The sequence below is a fragment of the Exiguobacterium sp. SH4S7 genome, assembly GCF_004336795.1.
GTDB classification, from domain to species: domain Bacteria; phylum Bacillota; class Bacilli; order Exiguobacteriales; family Exiguobacteriaceae; genus Exiguobacterium; species Exiguobacterium aurantiacum_A.
Genome location: NZ_SJUT01000002.1, coordinates 211,458 through 230,161, shown reverse-complemented (window position 1 = coordinate 230,161; position 18,704 = coordinate 211,458). Strand labels below are relative to the sequence as shown.

The 18,704-nt window shown below is 51.3% G+C and carries 24 protein-coding genes; 21 read left to right on the top strand and 3 right to left on the bottom strand.

Features of this window, described 5'->3' with window-relative positions:
- The first annotated feature begins 30 nt into the window (after nucleotides 1–30).
- From ctaD to EVJ29_RS05250, 8 genes are all read left to right on the top strand, one after another.
- Nucleotides 31–1,899: a cytochrome c oxidase subunit I gene (gene ctaD, locus EVJ29_RS05285; protein WP_070327578.1), complete on the top strand. Its 1,869-nt coding sequence runs from the start codon at nucleotides 31–33 to the stop codon at nucleotides 1,897–1,899.
- On the top strand, nucleotides 1,900–2,526 hold the full coding sequence (locus EVJ29_RS05280) for a cytochrome (ubi)quinol oxidase subunit III (RefSeq protein WP_070327577.1): 627 nt from the start codon (nucleotides 1,900–1,902) through the stop codon (nucleotides 2,524–2,526). It abuts the gene before it with no gap.
- A gap of 16 nt (nucleotides 2,527–2,542) precedes the next feature.
- Nucleotides 2,543–2,857: a cytochrome C oxidase subunit IV family protein gene (locus tag EVJ29_RS05275; protein ID WP_070327955.1), complete on the top strand. Its 315-nt coding sequence runs from the start codon at nucleotides 2,543–2,545 to the stop codon at nucleotides 2,855–2,857.
- 136 nt (nucleotides 2,858–2,993) lie between these two features.
- A complete protein-coding gene (locus tag EVJ29_RS05270; protein ID WP_070327576.1) occupies nucleotides 2,994–3,917 on the top strand; it encodes a cytochrome c oxidase assembly protein in 924 nt (307 codons plus the stop codon).
- 23 nt (nucleotides 3,918–3,940) lie between these two features.
- Nucleotides 3,941–4,402 (top strand): DUF420 domain-containing protein, encoded by a 462-nt coding sequence (locus tag EVJ29_RS05265; protein ID WP_016509532.1) that lies wholly within the window; start codon nucleotides 3,941–3,943, stop codon nucleotides 4,400–4,402.
- A gap of 20 nt (nucleotides 4,403–4,422) precedes the next feature.
- Complete coding sequence (locus tag EVJ29_RS05260; protein ID WP_131440363.1) at nucleotides 4,423–5,037, top strand: SCO family protein; 615 nt, start codon at nucleotides 4,423–4,425, stop codon at nucleotides 5,035–5,037.
- 5 nt (nucleotides 5,038–5,042) lie between these two features.
- A complete protein-coding gene (locus tag EVJ29_RS05255; protein WP_035386138.1) occupies nucleotides 5,043–5,315 on the top strand; it encodes a hypothetical protein in 273 nt (90 codons plus the stop codon).
- A gap of 145 nt (nucleotides 5,316–5,460) precedes the next feature.
- Nucleotides 5,461–5,952, top strand: a complete 492-nt coding sequence (locus tag EVJ29_RS05250) for a cysteine hydrolase family protein (RefSeq protein ID WP_131465350.1) — start codon at nucleotides 5,461–5,463, stop codon at nucleotides 5,950–5,952.
- 76 nt (nucleotides 5,953–6,028) lie between these two features.
- On the opposite strand, the gene EVJ29_RS05245 is transcribed toward EVJ29_RS05250, so the two are convergent.
- Both EVJ29_RS05245 and EVJ29_RS05240 read right to left on the bottom strand, forming a co-directional pair.
- A complete protein-coding gene (locus EVJ29_RS05245; protein WP_070327573.1) occupies nucleotides 6,029–6,388 on the bottom strand; it encodes a YugN family protein in 360 nt (119 codons plus the stop codon).
- Between the two features lie 102 nt (nucleotides 6,389–6,490).
- A complete protein-coding gene (locus tag EVJ29_RS05240; protein WP_201738980.1) occupies nucleotides 6,491–7,246 on the bottom strand; it encodes an ATP-grasp domain-containing protein in 756 nt (251 codons plus the stop codon).
- A 121-nt stretch (nucleotides 7,247–7,367) separates the two neighbouring features.
- Here EVJ29_RS05240 and EVJ29_RS05235 point away from each other — a divergent pair, with 121 nt between their 5' ends.
- From EVJ29_RS05235 to EVJ29_RS05215, 5 genes are read left to right on the top strand one after another with little or no spacing between them, the layout of a single operon-like run.
- The gene (locus EVJ29_RS05235; RefSeq protein ID WP_070327571.1) at nucleotides 7,368–7,820 is read left to right on the top strand and encodes a YlbF family regulator; all 453 of its coding nucleotides are present in this window, start codon (nucleotides 7,368–7,370) and stop codon (nucleotides 7,818–7,820) included.
- Nucleotides 7,804–8,067, top strand: coding sequence for a YlbG family protein (locus EVJ29_RS05230; RefSeq protein ID WP_016508973.1), 264 nt, complete (start codon nucleotides 7,804–7,806; stop codon nucleotides 8,065–8,067). The genes EVJ29_RS05235 and EVJ29_RS05230 overlap by 17 nt, the downstream gene beginning before the upstream one ends.
- 53 nt (nucleotides 8,068–8,120) lie before the next feature.
- Nucleotides 8,121–8,687, top strand: a complete 567-nt coding sequence (gene rsmD, locus EVJ29_RS05225; protein ID WP_070327570.1) for a 16S rRNA (guanine(966)-N(2))-methyltransferase RsmD — start codon at nucleotides 8,121–8,123, stop codon at nucleotides 8,685–8,687.
- Between the two features lie 4 nt (nucleotides 8,688–8,691).
- Complete coding sequence (gene coaD / locus EVJ29_RS05220; protein ID WP_016509015.1) at nucleotides 8,692–9,186, top strand: pantetheine-phosphate adenylyltransferase; 495 nt, start codon at nucleotides 8,692–8,694, stop codon at nucleotides 9,184–9,186.
- The gene (locus EVJ29_RS05215; protein WP_131465346.1) at nucleotides 9,183–10,175 is read left to right on the top strand and encodes a SepM family pheromone-processing serine protease; all 993 of its coding nucleotides are present in this window, start codon (nucleotides 9,183–9,185) and stop codon (nucleotides 10,173–10,175) included. Before coaD ends, EVJ29_RS05215 begins: the two co-directional genes overlap by 4 nt.
- On the opposite strand, the gene EVJ29_RS05210 is transcribed toward EVJ29_RS05215, so the two are convergent.
- Nucleotides 10,154–11,284, bottom strand: a complete 1,131-nt coding sequence (locus EVJ29_RS05210) for a tRNA(Met) cytidine acetate ligase (RefSeq protein ID WP_236633403.1) — start codon at nucleotides 11,282–11,284, stop codon at nucleotides 10,154–10,156. The two genes, EVJ29_RS05215 and EVJ29_RS05210, sit on opposite strands and share 22 nt — an antisense overlap.
- A gap of 157 nt (nucleotides 11,285–11,441) precedes the next feature.
- On the opposite strand from EVJ29_RS05210, the gene EVJ29_RS05205 reads away from it, so the two are divergent.
- The 8 genes from EVJ29_RS05205 (at nucleotide 11,442) to EVJ29_RS05170 (ending at nucleotide 18,682) form a co-directional block, all read left to right on the top strand.
- The gene (locus EVJ29_RS05205) at nucleotides 11,442–11,969 is read left to right on the top strand and encodes a YceD family protein (protein ID WP_070327567.1); all 528 of its coding nucleotides are present in this window, start codon (nucleotides 11,442–11,444) and stop codon (nucleotides 11,967–11,969) included.
- Between the two features lie 22 nt (nucleotides 11,970–11,991).
- The gene (gene rpmF / locus EVJ29_RS05200) at nucleotides 11,992–12,165 is read left to right on the top strand and encodes a 50S ribosomal protein L32 (protein WP_081338944.1); all 174 of its coding nucleotides are present in this window, start codon (nucleotides 11,992–11,994) and stop codon (nucleotides 12,163–12,165) included.
- A gap of 109 nt (nucleotides 12,166–12,274) precedes the next feature.
- Nucleotides 12,275–13,114, top strand: coding sequence for a ketopantoate reductase family protein (locus tag EVJ29_RS05195; protein WP_131504775.1), 840 nt, complete (start codon nucleotides 12,275–12,277; stop codon nucleotides 13,112–13,114).
- Nucleotides 13,108–13,467 carry a DUF3397 domain-containing protein gene (locus EVJ29_RS05190; protein ID WP_131465340.1) on the top strand — a complete coding sequence of 120 codons (360 nt, stop codon included), beginning with the start codon at nucleotides 13,108–13,110 and terminating at the stop codon, nucleotides 13,465–13,467. The genes EVJ29_RS05195 and EVJ29_RS05190 overlap by 7 nt, the downstream gene beginning before the upstream one ends.
- Before the next feature lie 69 nt (nucleotides 13,468–13,536).
- Complete coding sequence (bshC, locus tag EVJ29_RS05185; RefSeq protein ID WP_131465338.1) at nucleotides 13,537–15,048, top strand: bacillithiol biosynthesis cysteine-adding enzyme BshC; 1,512 nt, start codon at nucleotides 13,537–13,539, stop codon at nucleotides 15,046–15,048.
- Nucleotides 15,049–15,216: 168 nt separating this feature from the next.
- Entirely contained in the window at nucleotides 15,217–16,149 is a 933-nt protein-coding gene (gene rsmH / locus EVJ29_RS05180) for a 16S rRNA (cytosine(1402)-N(4))-methyltransferase RsmH (RefSeq protein ID WP_131465336.1), read from the top strand.
- Nucleotides 16,150–16,172: 23 nt separating this feature from the next.
- Nucleotides 16,173–16,535 carry a cell division protein FtsL gene (gene ftsL / locus EVJ29_RS05175; protein WP_084813098.1) on the top strand — a complete coding sequence of 121 codons (363 nt, stop codon included), beginning with the start codon at nucleotides 16,173–16,175 and terminating at the stop codon, nucleotides 16,533–16,535.
- A 38-nt stretch (nucleotides 16,536–16,573) separates the two neighbouring features.
- Nucleotides 16,574–18,682, top strand: coding sequence for a penicillin-binding transpeptidase domain-containing protein (locus EVJ29_RS05170; protein WP_236633401.1), 2,109 nt, complete (start codon nucleotides 16,574–16,576; stop codon nucleotides 18,680–18,682).
- Nucleotides 18,683–18,704 lie beyond the last annotated feature (22 nt).

Genomic DNA, 18,704 nt, shown 5'->3' with positions numbered 1-18,704 from the left:
GGGGGATTTCACGTGGCACAGACCACTGCTATGCAGCAACCGCGTAAATACAATGGCATCATGGATTGGGTTACGACGGTTGACCACAAAAAAATCGGTATTTTGTATTTGTTCTCAGGAATCTTCTTCCTCCTTCTCGGTGGAATTGAAGCGTTACTTATTCGTTGGCAACTCGTCCGTCCGATGAACGATTTCGTCAGCGGCGAAGTGTTCAACCAGTTGATCACGATGCACGGGACGACGATGATCTTCCTTGCGGCGATGCCGATGCTATTCGGTTTTATGAACGCCGTCGTGCCGCTTCAAATCGGGGCGCGCGACGTCGCGTTCCCGTTCATTAACTCGCTCGGTTTTTGGTTGTTCTTCTTCGGTGGCCTCATGTTGAACCTTAGCTGGTTCTTCGGCGCTGCACCGAACGCGGGTTGGACGGCTTACGCGCCGCTCTCGACGCAACCGGAAGCGACAGGGGTCGACTTCTACGCCCTCGGTCTTCAAATCTCAGGGTTCGGTTCACTCATGGCCGGGATTAACTTCCTCGTCACGATTTTGAACATGCGGGCACCAGGCATGAAACTCATGCGGATGCCGCTCTTCACGTGGACGACGTTCGTCGCTTCGGCGTTGATCGTCTTCGCGTTCCCGCCGCTTACAGTCGGCTTGTTCATGTTGATGTTCGAGCGTCTGTTCGGAGCCGTTTACTTCAATCCGGCAATGGGCGGTAACGTCGTCATTTGGGAACACCTCTTCTGGATCTTCGGTCACCCGGAAGTTTACATCTTGATCTTACCGGCATTCGGTATTTTCTCGGAAATCATTCCGACGTTTGCCCGTAAACGCTTGTTCGGTTACACGACGATGGTATTCGCTACGATGCTCATCGGGTTCCTTGGCTTCATGGTTTGGGTTCACCACATGTTCACCGTCGGTCTCGGGCCGGTCGCGAACTCGATCTTCGCCGTCGCGACGATGGCCATCGCCGTTCCGACAGGGGTCAAAATCTTCAACTGGCTGTTCACACTTTGGGGTGGGCAGATCAAGTTCAACGTTCCGATGCTTTACTCGGTGGCGTTCATCCCATCGTTCCTCGTCGGAGGGATGACAGGGGTTATGCTCTCGGTCGCACCGGCTGACTATCAGTACCACGATAGTTACTTCGTTGTCGCCCACTTCCACTACGTAATCGTCGGTGGGGTCGTCTTCGGTCTTTTCGCAGGACTGTTCTACTGGTTCCCGCTCATGTTCGGCAAAGCGCTCTCTGAGAAGCTTGGCTACTGGCAGTTCTGGTTGTTCTTCATCGGGTTCCACTTGACGTTCTTCCCGCAACATTTCCTCGGATTGTTCGGGATGCCACGCCGCGTCTTCACATACTTGCCGAATCAAGGGTTTGAGACGATGAACTTGCTGTCGACGATCGGTGCCTTCTTCATGGGTGTGTCGACGATCATCTTGCTCATCGCCGTCGTCAAGGCGTTCTTGTCGAAAGACGTCGTCAAGCCGGACCATTGGGAAGACGGACGTACGCTCGAGTGGACACTTCCTGTGCCGACTCCAGAGTACAACTTCGCACAAACACCGCTCGTCAAAGGGTTGGACACGTTCTGGCTCGAGAAGATGGCGGGTAACAAACGGGTTTCTGTCGCTGAACCAGTGTCAGACATCCACATGCCGAATAACTCATTGATCCCGTTCTTCATGTCACTCGGGTTATTCATCGCTGGACTTGGCGCGATTTTCCAAATGGACAACCCGGTTGTCGGTTGGTCACTTATCGTCATCGGTTTACTCATCACGTTCGTGTCGATGTTCCTCCGTTCATGGATCGACGACCACGGATTCTACATTCCAAAATCACAAATCGAAGCGGATTTGAAAGCGATTCGTGAGAAAGGAGAACAATAAATGGCACATGCAGTTGAAAAACACCCAGTGACCGGTATTCCGGCCAATCCAGAGAAAGCCACGCTGGAAGGGAAAAATAAATATGTGGCCTTCTGGTTCTTCCTTGGAGGAGAGACGGTTCTCTTCGCCTCGTTGTTTGGAACGTACGTCGGGCTTCTAAATTCTGGTGCGCCAGAGGAACTTCGCTCGTACAACATCTTTGAGATGGGGCTCGTCTTCATGATGACGATGCTCCTCCTCACGAGCTCGCTCACGAGCGTGCTCGCGATGATGAACATGAAAGCGAACAATCCAGGTCGAATGAAGTTTTGGTTGATCGTGACGCTTCTTCTCGGGGCAGGGTTCTTAGGAGCTGAGATTTACGAGTTCATCCACTACTACAGTATCGGTCATACGTTCACGTCGAGTGCGTTCGGTTCTGCGTTCTATACGCTCGTCGGATTCCACGGCGCTCACGTCACGTTCGGTCTCCTTTGGATCACGACGCTGTTGATCCGCAACTGGAACCGTCCGATCGATGTCTACAACGCACCGAAGTTCTATGTGTCGAGTTTATATTGGCACTTCATCGACGTTGTTTGGGTCTTCATTTTCTCGATCGTCTATCTCTTAGGGATGGTGAGCTGACATGGAAAAAAATCCAATGAACGAAACACACAAACAGTTAGAGCTTGAAGTGAAGGCAGAGTCGAGACGCGAGTATCAACTTCAGTTGATCAGTTTCGCGATGATGATTTTGCTCACGTTTGTCGCGTTCGGCGCGGTCTACGCGGAGCTCATGCCGGTATGGGCGGCGGGTGGCTTCTTGATCATCCTCGCCATCATCCAAGTGTTCTTGCAGCTGTACATCTTCATGCATATGAACAACCGTGGCAACACGTGGATCGTCGGAATGATGTGGCTTGGTATTTTCGTCGCCATCATCACTGTCGCGGCACTTCGTTTGCTCATTTGGTAAAAATGTGACAAAGGATTGAACATCTGTGGAAACATAGATGATTCAGTCCTTTTTGCTTTACTTCAAAAATAAAGGAATAGTAATCTTGAAGTGAACGGTTTCATTGGTTTGGGAGAGAAAGAAAAGGGGTGAAGGGATGCTCTGGAATACATCAGAGCTACTCAAACAGTTCGAATGGACAACGCTTTGGAGTCCGTTGTTCGGATTGTTGATGGTAGGGTTGTACGTCCTCTATGCGTTCGTCACAGAGAGAATGGCGAAACGAGGGTACGAGTCGACCACGTTGCTACAAAAGTTCAGCATGTTGTTTGCGATCGTGCTCTATTACATCGGATTTGGTAGTCCAGTCGACGTGCTCGCGCACATCATCTTCTCGGTGCATATGTTGCAGATGGTGCTCGTCTACGTGTTAGCGCCGGCGCTCGTCATTTACGGATTGCCGTATTGGGTATTTGAAAAATTATTTAGTTATAAAGTAATCGGGCCGACGCTTAAGTTTATGACGAAACCGCTGATTGCGCTCGTGTTGTTCAACGCGTTATTTACGTTTTACCACATGCCATTCATCTTTGATTACGTGTTAACGAACTACGGGGTGCATCGCATCTTTCACGGGGCTCTCGTCGTCTTTAGTTTGACGATGTGGTATCCGGTAATCGCCCCGTTCCTCTCGGATGAAGAAGAGGGGATGTCCGATTTGAAACGGATGGTGTACATCATCGCAAACGGTGTGCTATTGACGCCTGCTTGTGCGTTCATCATCTTCAGTCAAGGAATTCTCTATGACGCCTATACGGACGTTGAGACGTTCGCGACGGTGCTCGGATACTGTATGCCGAACGGAGACGTATCCGGTCTCGACTTAAACGCCTTGATGGGTGCGACGAACAGCGCCCTCGAAGACCAGCGCTTCGGCGGGGTATTGATGAAGCTTGGACAGGAAGTCGTGTACGGTTTCTTCTTCGGTTGGACGTTCTTCGGTTGGGTACGCCGGACGAAATCGCTCGCGCTTGACGAAGGCATGTCATTCACACCGAACGAACCGAAAGAGAAAAAATGAACTAAGTCAAAGGGGAAACATCGATGAACTATCTTGCCTTAATTAGTGTGACATTCATTGTAATCAGTGCGATTTTGGTCGCCATCGGCTGGACGATTATCGCGCGCGACCGCCGCAATATTGAAAAGCATAAAAAAGTCATGACAGCAGCTGCCGTCGCGGCGACGACGTTCTTTATCCTTTACGTCTCGCGGACGATCTTTGTTGGGAATACCGCATTTGGAGGTCCGGACTCGGTGAAGCCGTACTATCTCGCTTTCATGATTTTCCACATCATCCTGGCGACGACAGGTGGTATCCTCGGATTGATCACACTCTATCTCGGCTATAAAAACAAGATCGAGAAACATCGTAAAATCGGACCGAAAGCATCAGTCGTCTGGTTTTTCACAGCCATTACAGGTGTGATGGTCTATGTTCTTCTCTATGTGGCGTTTGAACCGGGTGAGACGACGAACGTCTTCCGGGCCATCATCGGAGGATGACCGAAGAGAGGGGGATGAGCATGAAACGGAATAGTTACTTGACGGTCGGGTTGACGGTCGTCATTTTGATCGCTATCGGAGCGGCCTCGTATTTCCTCTTCTTCAAAGAAGATGATTTGCCGGTCATCCAAGAGCCGACCCCGTTCACGTTGACGAACGCGCTCGATGGCCAACCGTACGACTCAGATAACGGAAAAGTCAAAATCGTCACGTTCTTTTATACGAACTGTCCCGATATTTGTCCGCTCACGCTACGCGACTTCATGAAACTCGAGCAAGACTTGAAGGCGAACGACTTGTACGGCACTGACGTCGAACTCGTCGCCATCACGGTCGACCCGGAAGTCGATACGATCCCGGTACTTGAGAACTACGGAGCGGCGTTCCAAGCTGAGCCAACTGGATGGAAGATGTTGACCGGTGACAAAGCCGACATCGACCGGATCACCCGTCAGCTTCAGTTCTATTATTCGAAAGCGAATAGTGGACTTGTCACCCACGCGACGACGATGTATATCATCGACCGTCACCATGATGTTCGTGCAGTCGCGCAAATGGCGACGACAGGAGAAAAACCAGTCGACATCGAAACCATTATGGAGGACGTGAAAGTGCTCGTTGCAGAAAAGGAGTGAAGAAGATGAACGATACGATGGCTGTCATCGGAAACGATTATTCATACGGAGATGTGACGATTGCAGAGCGGGCGATCGAGGATTTGATTGCGTGTAGCGCGATCGAATTCGGATTGCGTGAAGTGAAAGTCGTGTCGCTCTCGAAAGAGCGGTACGATTATCTACTGATCGCACCCGTCTCGCTTAGCGAGGCAGAGCGGTTGTACCGTTACGTCCGCGACCAGTTCGATCTATTGCTCGGACAAGTCGATGTGACACTCAATGTGATTGCTACATGAGAGAAGGGAGGACCCATTGAGGGCCTCCCTTTTTGTGTATCATATTATCTGAAATGACATGTCTATATTTTCCAGAAGCAACCTCTGGTATGATGAGAGATGAGTCATACGACAGTTCGTTTCTTATTATGAAGGAGGACGTAACATGCAGAATAACGCGTTGGTCATCATTGATATTCAAAATGATATCACGAAGAATTATAAGGCGATTATCGATCACATTAACCGCTCAATCGATTGGGCGGTCGAGCAAGGGATTCCGGTCGTGTATATTCGCCATGAGAATCTGTCGCCCGGCACTAGGACGTTTAAAACGGGTACGCGCGGTGCTGAGCTGGCCCCGGAGTTGAAACGCGTGTCCGATCATGTATTCACAAAATATAAGGGCAACGCCTTGACGAGTGACGCGTTCAGCGAGTTTATTCAAGCGAATGAGATTGGCCACTTTTATATTGCCGGCGCGGATGCGATTGCCTGCGTGAAATCGACGTGCTATAACTTACGCAAATTAGACTATGCGGTCAGCGTATTAACGGACTGTATCACGAGTTATGATTTAAAGAAAATTGACGGGATGCTCGACTATTATGAGAGTAAAGGGTGTGCCATCATCCGGTCAGAGGACTTACCGGCGTAAAGGGATCCTCGGTCTGAATCCAGCCGCCCTCTACATAGATGAATCGCCGTTTCAGCCAAAAGAAAAACCCCTTCGTTTAGAGGGGTTTGACTTCCAGTGTTTCCGCAAGAGCCGCGAGACGACGCTCACAGTCGCGAACGATTTCTTCTGGGAACTCTTCGTCGTACTCGACGCCGTGCGGGTAGTAATGTTTCCCGAGAATCGGTGTCACCATTTTAACGACCGCATGACGGTCCTCGATTTGGCCTTCAATCGCATAAACCGGCAAGCGCAGGTAAAACGTCTCGCCCGTCGATTGCTTCTCGTACTTCATATCATACGTCGCACGCTCATAGTCCCAAGCGCCTTCACGGATGAAATGATGATGATCCATGATCGTCTCGAGCAAACCGAAGCGGATCTCTTTTCCCTCGATGTGGAACTGCTCAAATTTCATCATAATCCCCCTTTTCCCTAATAAACCTCATATGTCATCATATCATATTCGAAAACGTTCTTGGAATAACGTGTGTTCAAATTGTGAAAAAAAGATGAACGGTCAAGACATCGTTTCGAGATACGCCGCAATCTTGTCGATAAGTCTCACGCCGAGCGGCATCAATCCTTCTGAACCGAAGAAGACGTTGAATTCCAAGATGTAAAAATTATCCCCTGAGACGATGACGTCGAACGCGGCGTGATTGATGTGAAGCGTCTTCGCGATCGAGAGCACTTCTTCCACGACGTGACCTGGGATATCGTCATACGAGAAGTGGGCACCTTGGGCGACGTTGTTTAAAAAGGCCTCACTGACGCGCCAATAAGAACCGACGACTTCTTCGCCGATGACGATGATGCGCAGGTCACGGTCGTTCGGGATGAACTGTTGGACGTAAAACGTCTCGTGTTTGTCGACGTATTCGAGCCATTCTTGTTCATTTTTAATGAGCCAGACGCCTTGACCCATCGAGGACTTGGCGGTCTTGGCGACGAACGGGTATTCGAACTCTTCAAGGACGCGTTCGATCGTGTACGGGTTCTTCCCGTAAATTAACGTCTTCGGGATGCGATGCGGGAACGTCGCTGTGAAAGCGCGTGTCATCTCGATTTTATCGTGCCCGAGGTGGTACGTTGCCGGAGACGGGAAGATCGGTTTGTTCAATCCGTAAATGATCGAGTTGACCATCCAGTACTCCGGGAAGAGGACGAGATCGGCCGCCCGGACTTTATCGAGCTGATCATAATAATATTCTGGTTTCGCATAGTCGGTTTTCATACCGGCCGAGCGAATCATGTTAAACGAGACTTTTTTCATCGTACACCGCACGAAGCGGTGGTTCACTTCCTTTCTGCATTTACGTCACGTTCAATTATAAGTCCGATTGCTCACAGAGGGAATCAATTGTGGTAAAATCATGTCAGAAAGGGTGAAAGCCATGATTATTACTGAACAGACGATTGATTTGCTCGATCAAACAGAAGCATTGACTGCCTTGATCGAGACGAGCGAATCGTTCCAAACATATATCGCGACAAAACAAGCTCGCGCTCGCTCGAAAGAAGCCCAGGAAGTCGAACGGGAATTTTTACGAATGAAAGAAGATTATGAGTACGTGCAACGGTTCGGGAAACATCACCCAGATCACGATCGTATTAAAAAAGAGATGCATCTCGTGAAGCGTCGTCTCGACGTGCAACCGGAAGTGGCCGCCTTCAAAAAGGCGGAACGTAACTTGGATAAGTTACTCGGAGAAGTGAGTGAGCTGTTGGCGTTCTCGGTATCTCCAAAAATCAAAGTGCCTACCGGCAACCCGTTCTTCGATGAGGGTGGCTGTTCCGGTGGCGGAAGCTGTGGCGGAGGAGGCGGAAGTTGTGGATGTGCTGGCTGAATCATTCGAGTTAAAAGGTCGAATCGGACTCGTCGTTTACGTGCAGTCGCTCAAACAAGTGAAAGCGCTACGTCGCTACGCAAACTTATATTACGTCTCGAAGCGTGAGAAGTACGCCTTTTTATATACGGACTTAGAAGACCATGAGACGATCATCGAGAAAATCAGTGCCTTGCCATTCGTCGACGCGGTCGTTCGGAGCGAACGGCCTTTCATTGCCGAGACGTACGAGCCAAAGCAGAAATAAACGGGCGAGATGAAGGTGGTGACGCCTTCATCTTTTCTAATGGAGGATCAACGATGCGAGTCATTTCAGGAGAACGAAAAGGGACGCGCCTAAAGGCGGTCCCAGGGTCGACGACACGACCGACGGCAGATAAAGTAAAAGAATCATTGTTTAATATCATCGGCCCTTACTTCGCCGGGGGGGATGCCCTCGACCTTTACGCGGGGAGTGGCGGTCTCGGGATCGAGGCGTTATCACGGGGGTGCGACCGTGCCGTCTTCGTCGATCGTCATGGGAAGGCGATTCAAACGATACAGGACAATCTACGGGCGACGCGTTACGAGGCACAAGCGACGATTCAAAGACAAGACGCGCGGGCCGTCCTCGACCAACTCGCCGAGACGGGGCGGTCGTTTAAACTCATTTTCATGGACCCGCCGTACCATGAGGAAGAACATGAATCGTTTTTACAACTCATTGAATCGAACCGACTGTTGACAGACAACGGCGTCGTCGTCTGCGAACATGGCAGCGAGACGACGTTGCCGGATCGGGTCGGTCTGCTCGAAAAAATTAAGGTTCAACGCTACTCGTCTGTCATTACGATCAGCCTTTACGAGTACGCAACGACCGAGGAGTGAACATATGAAACGGATCGCGATTTGCCCGGGGAGCTTTGACCCGATTACGAACGGACATTTAGATATTATTGAGCGGGCGGCAGCCATCTTTGATGAAGTGATCGTCGCGGTGCTCGAAAACTCGAGCAAGGCACCGTTATTCAACGTCGAAGAGCGGCTCACGCTCATTCGGGAAGTGACATCGCATTTACCGAACGTGTCAGCGGACGCGTTTGGCGGGCTGCTCGTCGAGTATGCCGCTAAACGAGAAGCAGCGACGATCGTCCGCGGTCTTCGGGCCGTCTCTGACTTCGAATACGAACTTCAGATCGCTTCGATCAACAAGAAGTTAAACGAGGACGTCGAGACGCTGTTTATGATGACGAACAGCAAATACTCGTTCCTCAGCTCGTCGATCGTGAAAGAAGTCGCCAAATACGGCGCCTCGGTCGCTGAACTCGTTCCCGAACAAGTCGAACAGGCACTTCGGAAAAAATATGAAGTGAGTCAACAGCAATGAAGTCGCTGAAGATCGGCTTCGGTATCCTCGTCGCCGTGCTCATCTTTCTGTTTGCCCCGTTACCTTATTACATCACGTATCCGGGCGAAGCGACGACCATCGAAACCTTTATGACGGTTGAAGACGGGACGAAAGATGCGGGTGAACTGATGATGGTCACGATCTCGCAACGACGGGCGACACCGCTTTGGCTCGTCGGGAGCTGGTTCACGCCGTTCACGGAAGCGAGTCCGTCTAGTCGCTATTTGTATGACGGCGAAGGGGAAGACGATTACGAGCGAAGACAGCAGCTGCTCATGTCATCGTCGCAGCAAGCGGCCATTCAATACGCGTACGGTCTAGCCGAAGAGGACGTGACCGTCACGTTTGACGGCATGTACGTCTCGGCTCCAATCACCGGGTCGCTCGCGGCGAACGTCCTTAAACCAGGTGACGTCATTACAGCGCTTGACGGCCAATCGTTCGCGTCACGTCTTGATTTCATCAACCGCGTCTCGGCGTTCGAGACGGGGGATGAAGTGACGATCACGCTCGAACGGGATGGACGGGAACGTGTCGTGAAGACACTCGTTCAACCGCTCGACCGGAGCGGGGACCGTGTCGGTCTCGGAATTTATGAACCGCTGCCGGTGCAAGATGTGCGCACAGAACCGGACGTCACGTTTGAACTGACGAACGTTGGGGGGCCCTCGGCCGGGCTCATGTTCACGCTAGAGATTTATGATCAGTTGACGCCGGGTGACTTGGCGGGCGGTGAGACGATTGCCGGTACTGGCACGGTCGATGAAGAAGGAAACGTCGGTCCGATCGGTGGGGCGTGGCAAAAAATCGTCGCGGCTGACCGAGCCGGTGCCTCGGTGTTCTTCGTGCCGGCCGGTTCGAATTATGATGAAGCGCTGGAATCACTCGACCGGCTCGAGAGCGATATTGCAGTCGTTCCGGTCGAAACGGTCGAGGACGCCATCGATTATTTGGAGTCGATGAATTGAGGGGTTTGCATATGCTCGAGCAGTGACCGGTTGCCGAGAGGTAACCGGTACGCCTCGGTCACACGAGCTTCGAACGCTAAATCGGACTGGTACTTGCTGACGAGCGGTACCGTTTTTTTTATGTCTTTTAAGACGCTACGGCCAATCGCATTGAATGCGAGCGGACGGACGTACGGGACTTCGTCAAATCGTTCCGGAAGTTCGTCACGTTTCCAATGGATGAGGACCGAGACGAGAGCGCGCTGGATGGCCGTGCGTGTATAGCGTCGCGTCAACAGACCGCTCATAGCTTGTTCGAACGTCGGTGCGAGACCTGCTTCGATCAAGCGAGGGGACAACGAAGCGTCAATGCCGACGAGTTGTTCGAGTTCTGACTTTGGGATCGTCCGTAACTTGAATTGCAAGACAGGCCAATAGAGCGACCAGTGGGCCATCGACGTCTGCTGGAATAACGCCCGTGTCGCTTCTGGGACAGCCCGGACACTTCCGGTCTCGAGATAGTGGGCCCGGACGCCCGTTGCCGACATGACGTCCGAGACGCCTGTATCGTGGTAGCCGGCCCCAAGACGCTTTACGGTATGGAGTGAGAGGGTGCGAGCGGCTTTCGCATAATGATAGGCGAGAATGTTGTTTGGGAGCGTCAAGTCAAAAGTTGGATAAAGTGCCGCAAACGCCTCGCTCGATGCTTTGGCGGATGACTTGCCTGCTTTTAAGGCGTGTTGGAGCGCGTCATGATAGGCGGGTGTCGCTTCGATGCCAGCGTGTGCCGCGCGCCGGATCGCATCGGCGTCGCCGCTCTCACTGCCGAACGAGAGCGTCTGGCATCCGATTTGTTCCGCGATGGCGACAGCCGCGCTCGCGAACCGGTCGGCGCGTTGGACGCCGTAACAAGTCGGCAGTTCGATCACAAGGTCGATCGCCCCTGTTTTGACTGCCGCCGCAGCCCGGCTCCACTTGTCAAAAGCAGCCGGTTCACCGCGCTGTGTGAACTGGGCACTCATGATGGCGATCATGGCGTCGGCATCCGTTTCGATTCGAGCTGTTTTTGCCTGATAGAGATGTCCGTTATGGAACGGATTGTACTCCGCGATGATGGCCGTCTTTTTCATAAATTTACTCCTTTGCATTGTCGATTGGATTGGTGTAAGATAGGTAAGTACGCTTTGGCAAAGCGCCGTCGCCAACTGATTTTAGTGTAAAGAAAAAACATTGACAAAACAAGTTGGCCTATCTATAATTCATATTGTTGCAATTGAGGTGATTCGGATGAAGTGGTCTATTGCACAGCTACTTAAGCTACGAAACCAGGATGACAGTTTTTCCATCGATGAGATGGTTGAACTCGAAGAGCTTACTCAGCTCCATCCGGATATCCGTTCGATTCGCCCGGTGCATGTGCACGGGGATGCGTCGTTCACATCTAATCAAGTTACATTCAATTTGAAGGTTCAAGGGGACCTGACGTTGCCAGATGCGCGTACGTTAGAAGATGTCGTCTTTGAATTTGATATTGAATCGCTCGAGCCTTTCTTTTTGGAGAATGGGCGTTATACGGAGCAATTCGATGATGTCAATTTGCCAGAAGGAAATACGATTGATCTGCGACCGATCGTAAAAGAGCTCATCATGTTAGAAGTCCCGATTCAAATTTTTGGGAACGAAACAGACAAAACTCAGGTTGAAGGGGAAGGCTGGTCTCTCATTGACGAACAGCCCGACGACCAACCAAAAATCGACCCGCGCCTCGCGGGCCTTGCTGACTTGTTCTCTAAAAAAGAGGACGAGAACGGCTAACTTTTCAAGGAGGTGGACAACGATGGCAGTACCATTCCGTAGAACGTCGAAAACTCGCAAACGTCTTCGTCGTACTCACTTCAAACTTAACGTACCTGGTATGAACGAGTGCCCGAACTGTGGCGACATGAAACTTTCACACCGTGTTTGCAAATCTTGCGGACATTACAACGGTAAAGAAGTAACAAGCAAATAATGCGAAAAGAAGCGGTCTCCTTGGAGATCGCTTCTTTTTTTAATTGTGTGGTCCTGGAAACAGATTGTGGTAAAATTCTTTGTGCACACTGTTTGTGGAGGGATAGCGAATGAAGCCGATCAAACGAATTGGGATTATCGGGAACGGGGCTGTCGGGATGTTGATGGCGTCGTTACTCGCGAAAGACTATAGCGTCACCTTGTACGGTCGAGGCGAACAAACGAAAGACGTCATGATCGAACGAGCCGGTATGACGAAGGGGACCGTCGCTGTCCCGCTCAAACCGGTACATACACTCAACGAGACGGATGCGGACGTCTTTTTCGTGACGACGAAAGCGCACCAAGTGCGCGCGGCGACAGAACGGCTTACCGGGGGCGTCCCTGTGTTCATCTGCTCGAACGGGATTGCCCATCTCGAGTACGCTCGGGAACGAGGATTCCACTTAGGCGTCATCGAGCACGGGGTGACGCGAGACAAAAATCGAATTAACCATAGCGGCCTCGGCCGAGTTCGGATCGGGAGCTTGGATGCCCTACAGCCGCTCACGTTCATCGCCTCGCCGCTCCAAGTCGTGTGGGAAGCGGATATCGAACAAGTCGTCGTTGAAAAGTTGTTTGCGAACGCGATCATCAATCCGATCACCGCACTTTGTCGCGTCCCGAACGGAGCCGTCGCCGAACCGCCTTGCCGCGAAGTCGCGCAAACGATCTATGAGGAGCTGACACCGCTGTTCGATCAGTTCGTGCCTTATACATATATTGAGACGATCATCGAGAAGACAGCTCAAAACCGCTCTTCGATGCTTCGAGATATCGAGGCCGGACGTATGACCGAGGTCGATGCCATCTTGACCCCGCTCTTGAAACGGGCCGAGGACAGAGGCCGAAAACTGACGGTCATCCCACTCATGCAAAAATTGATAATAGGAGCGAGCGCATCGTGTTAGTGTATATCGTTTCATTTCCGCTTGTCATATGGTTTATGGTGTATATGATACTTAGAAAAATTATGCCGAAATCGGTCAATACGTTTAAACTTGTCTGCGATGCCGGAGTGTTCCTCTGGTTTTATGCGTGTGCGGTCCTATTAGAGACACTCGTCGGGGACGACGTCGTTTGGTTGCTCTTAGCCGTCTGCTGCGCTATTTTTCCGGCAAATGCGATTTGGCAGCGAGTCCGACACGAAGAAGTCTTATATACAAAAATGTTCGTACACGGCTGGCGATTGTTATTTTTACTACTCGTCCCGTTACACGCCGTGTTGTTCTCGCTCGGTGTCGCAAAAGAAATGATTCATTGACCGTTTGAAAGGAAGTCGTTATACGTGAGGATAGAGTCGCTAGACGCCATGTACAGTCCATCTTCCCCGATGATTCAAATCGAAGCGGGATATACGAAGTGGCTGGACTATAAAGGAATGGACGAGCTCGAAGCTCGAGCGAGCGAGCTTGAAGGACGCTCATACCCGCATCTGGAATCGTTAGCAGGGATTCTTCGGGCGCAACAGATGGTTCACGGTCCGCTCTCGGACGTGCTTGACTCAAAACTCGACGCGCTCGCGAAAGGCGAGGCGTTCACGATTGTGACCGGACAGCAAGTCGGCGTCTTCGGGGGCCCGTTGTTTGCGGTGTATAAGCTGTTAACCGTGCTCAAACGAGCGAAACAGGCGGAAGCCGTGCTCGGTAAGCCGGTCATCCCGATTTTTTGGATGGCGACCGAGGATCATGACTTCGCCGAGATCAACCATGTGTACGCCCCCCAGCCGTTGTCACGGCAACTGCGGAAAGAAGCGTTGTCGACCGTTCCGCTCGCAGGGAAAGCATCGGTCGGAGAACTCGAATTCGACCGTCTCAAAATCGAACTCGTCCAAATGTTGCAACGTCTGTTCGTGTCGGAGACAGAGACTGTCCATACGGCGACGCTTTATCATGAGCTTGTCGTCTTACTCCAAGCGAGTCACTCGTTCGCACAATTTTTTGGGAAGATGATGCGGCGTTTCGTCGGGAACGATTTTCTCCTGTTCGACCCGCATCAGCCTGACGTACGCCGGCTCGAACGTGAGGCGTTCAAACAGTTGATCGTGCAACACGACCGCTTGCACGAAGTGTTCCGCGACTCATTTGAGGACGGCATGCCGACCGTAGAACTGAACCGCGATGCGGCCCACGTGTTTTATCATGACGGGACGCGTGAATTGTTGACGAAAGAACAAGATGTCTTCACGACGAAACGCGGTCACCGCTTCACGGAGGCGGAACTGTTACAAGAAATTGATGAGCATCCCGAACGGTTCTCGAATAATGTCGTGTCACGGCCGCTCATGCAAGATTACTTGTTCCCGACGCTCGCATACGTCGCTGGTCCGGGGGAGATCGCCTATTGGCTCCAACTTCGTCCGTTGTTTCATGTATTCGGTTGGAAGATGCCGTTGTTGATCCCGAGACTTGGCGCTGTCGTCATGTCGACGAACGACGAGAAAAAACTCGCTCAAGAAGGGACCACACTCGTCGATTACTTGACAAATCCGCTCCCGGACCATTCGTTCGATGACGAATCGTTTGACCAAAGTCTGTATGCCTACCGCACGCTGTCTGAAGCAATCGGGCAAGAGGCAGGAAAGCGCGGGCATCGCTTTGAGACGAACGCGCGACATATCCTTGACCGTCTCGCTGACGAGATGCGGGCCGAGGCGAAGCGCGAGCAGTATCGTTTGAATCGACGCCGGATCCATCTGTCGACACGCTTGCTGCCGATGGACGCACCGCAAGAGCGGATCTGGTCGATGGTCCCACTGATGAATCGTCACGGAGACGATTTATTCGTTCGGTTACGCGCCGCCTATGAACAGGCGGAATGGGAGCGTTGTTTAGTCAAAATTTGATTGTGAAATCGTAAATGATCGAGGTTCTCCACTTGTTTGGAGAACCATTTTTTGTTTGTTACCTTTTTGTTTCCTATTTTCTCTAAAAACCAATGCGTAGCTTGACATTTTTATGATAAAGTAAATGTAATAAACTAGTTGAAAAATGTAGGTTGAGAGGGTTTTTGTATGTTTGAGCATGAAACGGTTTTAAAAATGGAGTCTGTTGATGGACTGAACATCAAACCGGACGGAATTTACGTCGATTGTACGTTAGGGGGAGCCGGTCATAGCGAAGAGATTGTGAAACGCCTGACGACGGGCCATCTTTACGCCTTCGACCAGGACGACGTCGCACTCACGCACGCTGCTGAGCGTTTGGCTCCATATGAGGACCGGGTTACGTTTATAAAGAGCAACTTCGTCCATCTGAAAGACGAGTTAGCAGTACGAGGTGTGACACAAGTCGATGGAGTATTATTTGACCTCGGTGTCTCTTCACCACAGTTAGATGAGGCAGAACGCGGCTTTAGCTATAATTTTGACGCTCCGCTCGATATGCGAATGGACCGGTCACGAGATTTTTCGGCGTATCACGTCGTCAACGAATGGCCGTTCGGGGACCTCGCCCGCATTTTCTTTACATACGGGGAAGAGAAGTTCTCGAAACAGATTGCGCGTAAAATCGAACAAGCCCGTGCCGTCAAGCCGATTGAGACGACGTTCGAACTCGTCGAATTGATTAAAGACGCAATTCCGGCGCCGGCGCGACGCAAAGGCGGCCATCCGGCGAAACGGACGTTCCAAGCGATCCGCATCGCTGTGAACGACGAATTGAACGTGTTCGATCGTGCCGTCCAAGACGCGATTGACATTCTCGCCATCGGTGGACGGATTTGTGTGATCACGTTCCATTCACTTGAAGACCGCATCTGTAAGCAGGTTTTCAAAGAGAAGAGCCAGTATCCACAGTTGCCAAAAGGATTGCCGATTATCCCAGAGGAGTTCGAACCGGAATTGAAGCTGATCACACGCAAGCCGATCACTGCCGGAGATAACGAACTTGAAGACAACCGCCGGGCCCGGTCGGCCAAACTTCGGATCGCTGAAAAACAAAAATAGATTGTACGTAGGAGGGATACCTGATGCCAGAAGCTGCCCGCAAGGCTCTGCAGCCTCAAATTTCACCGAATCGAAATCCGATTCCGCAAGAACGACCAATACCAGCTCCGAAACGACGTACGTTGACCTTGTTCGAATCCATCCTGTACCCGACGATGATTTTCTCGGTCGTCTTGTTCGGTGGCATCACGGTGTCGAAACATAACGAAGCGTACAATATTATGCGAGATACGGCTGTCATCAGCCAAGAGATGAATACGATCTCGAAAGAGAATGAAGAACTGAAGTATGAGATTGCCCAACTAAGCTCACCTGAGAGAATTTATGCGATTGCTGAAAAGCTCGGCATGCAGTTCAATGAAAAGAACGTTTTGGTGATCGACTGATGAATTCTCTACAACAGAGTAAAAAAAGAGTGGCGTGGGTGGCGATCGTTTGCTTCACACCGCTCTTTTTATTTTTTGTCGGCTGGTTCCTCTACTTGTCCGTCTTTCAGACGTACAAAGGGGAGAACATGCTCGCTTTCGCTGAAGAAGAGCGTTGGAAGGCTGTCAGTACACTTAAGGCGGAGCGTGGAGAGATTTTTGATCGGTTCGGGCAACCGATTGCGATCAATATCCCGTCCTACCGGATTGTCGCGGTCTTGAAGCTAGGGGGAGAGCGGGTCGAAAACAAGACGCTCTTGCCTGACGAGTTTAAAGGCGCGTCTAAAGAGCTTGCGACGGTCATCCCGATGACTGAAGCCGATATTTTGAAACGGCTCGAACAAAATGTCGATCGCGGTCAAATCGAGTTCGGGGTACCGGGCCGGGATTTGACGGTCGAACAAAAAGAAGCGATCGAAGCGTTTGAGATTCCGGGCATCACGTTCGTCGAAGAACCGAAACGCTATTACCCGAATAAAGTCTTTGCTTCATCCGTCGTCGGCTACGCCCAAAAGATTGATCAAAACGGCCGCATCGAACTCGTCGGAGAACTTGGAATCGAAAAATCGCTCAATGACGTGCTGAGTGAATCGTACGGTTTATATCGTTTCGAGAAAGATTTAGCAGGCCGACAGCTCGTGTCGAGCGATGAACAACTAAAAATCGACCCGGAAGACGGAGCGGACGTCCAGTTGACGCTCGATCATCGCATCCAACAACTGCTTGATACGAAAATGGATGAACTGTATAAAGAATATAAACCGAAAAATGCGACGGCGATCATCATGGATCCAAAGACCGGTGAGATCATCGCCTTGTCCGATCGTCCGTCTTTTGATCCGAATACCCGTGAGATCACGTCTTACAGCAACTTCTCTGTCTCATCTCGCTTTGAGCCGGGTTCGACGATGAAAATCTTCACACTCGCCGCAGCGATCAATGAAGGTGTTTACAACCCGAACGAGCTGTATAAATCCGGGTCTTACAAGTATGGCAAGACGGTGTTCAATGATTATAACGTCACCGGATGGGGTACGATTCCTATGGTGGAAGGCGTCTGGCACTCTTCGAACGTCGCCTTCTCGATTTTAGCGAATGAACGACTCGGACTCGGCCGGTACGAAGATTACTTCAAGGCGTTCAAGTTCGACCAACGAACGGGCGTCGATTTGCCGGGAGAAGTGAACAGTCAATACGACTTCGATAGTCCGATGAACGTGTTGATCACAGCATGGGGACAATCGACGGCGATGACACCGATGCAAATCCTACAAGCGACTTCAGCGATCGCGACCGACGGGACGATGAAACAACCGTACGTGATTAAAAAAGTCGTCAACCGTGAAACGGGCGAGACGATTCGGACGACCAATCCGAAAACTGTCGGTCAACCGGTCACGGAAGAAACGGCCAAGCTGACACGCGAAGCACTCGACGGTGTCGTCAATAGTGATCTCGGAACCGGTCAACTGTATGCGCTCGATAATTATCGCGTCATCGGAAAAACCGGAACGGCTCAAATTGCCGAAAATGGGAAGTACTTGAGCGGTCAGTACATCCACTCGTTCGTCGGAATGGCACCGAAAGATGATCCGGAACTCGTCATGTATATTGCGGTCGACCGACCGAACGGCGACTCGTCGACGACGGGTCCGCGCATCATGGCGCCGCTGTTCAAGGATGTCATGGACGTGGCGTTGCGCTATCGAAGCGTCGAGCCGGAAAAACAAACAAAAACAATCGATGCGTCGACGAAGACGACGGAAACATACGTCGAGCTTGGTCGTGATGAGGCGGTCAAGCAGGCGAAAGCCGCTTCGTTCGAACCGATCTTACTCGGTAGCGGGGACGATATCGTCGCTCAAAGCCCGGTCGAAGGGCAATCGTACGTCGTCGGGGAGCGCCTCCTGTTGAAGACGGAGGACTCGTTCACGATGCCGAACCTATCAGGCTGGTCGCTTCGTGATGCGAAACGATTGGCGACGCTCTATCAATTGAATTTAGAAATAGACGGAACGGGTTTTGTCACTTCCCAGTCAATCGGGAAAGGCAAGCCGGTCAAGAACGGGGCGACACTCAAAGTGAGGCTCCAATCACCGTCGAACTAACGCATAGGGATGAAGAGGGCCT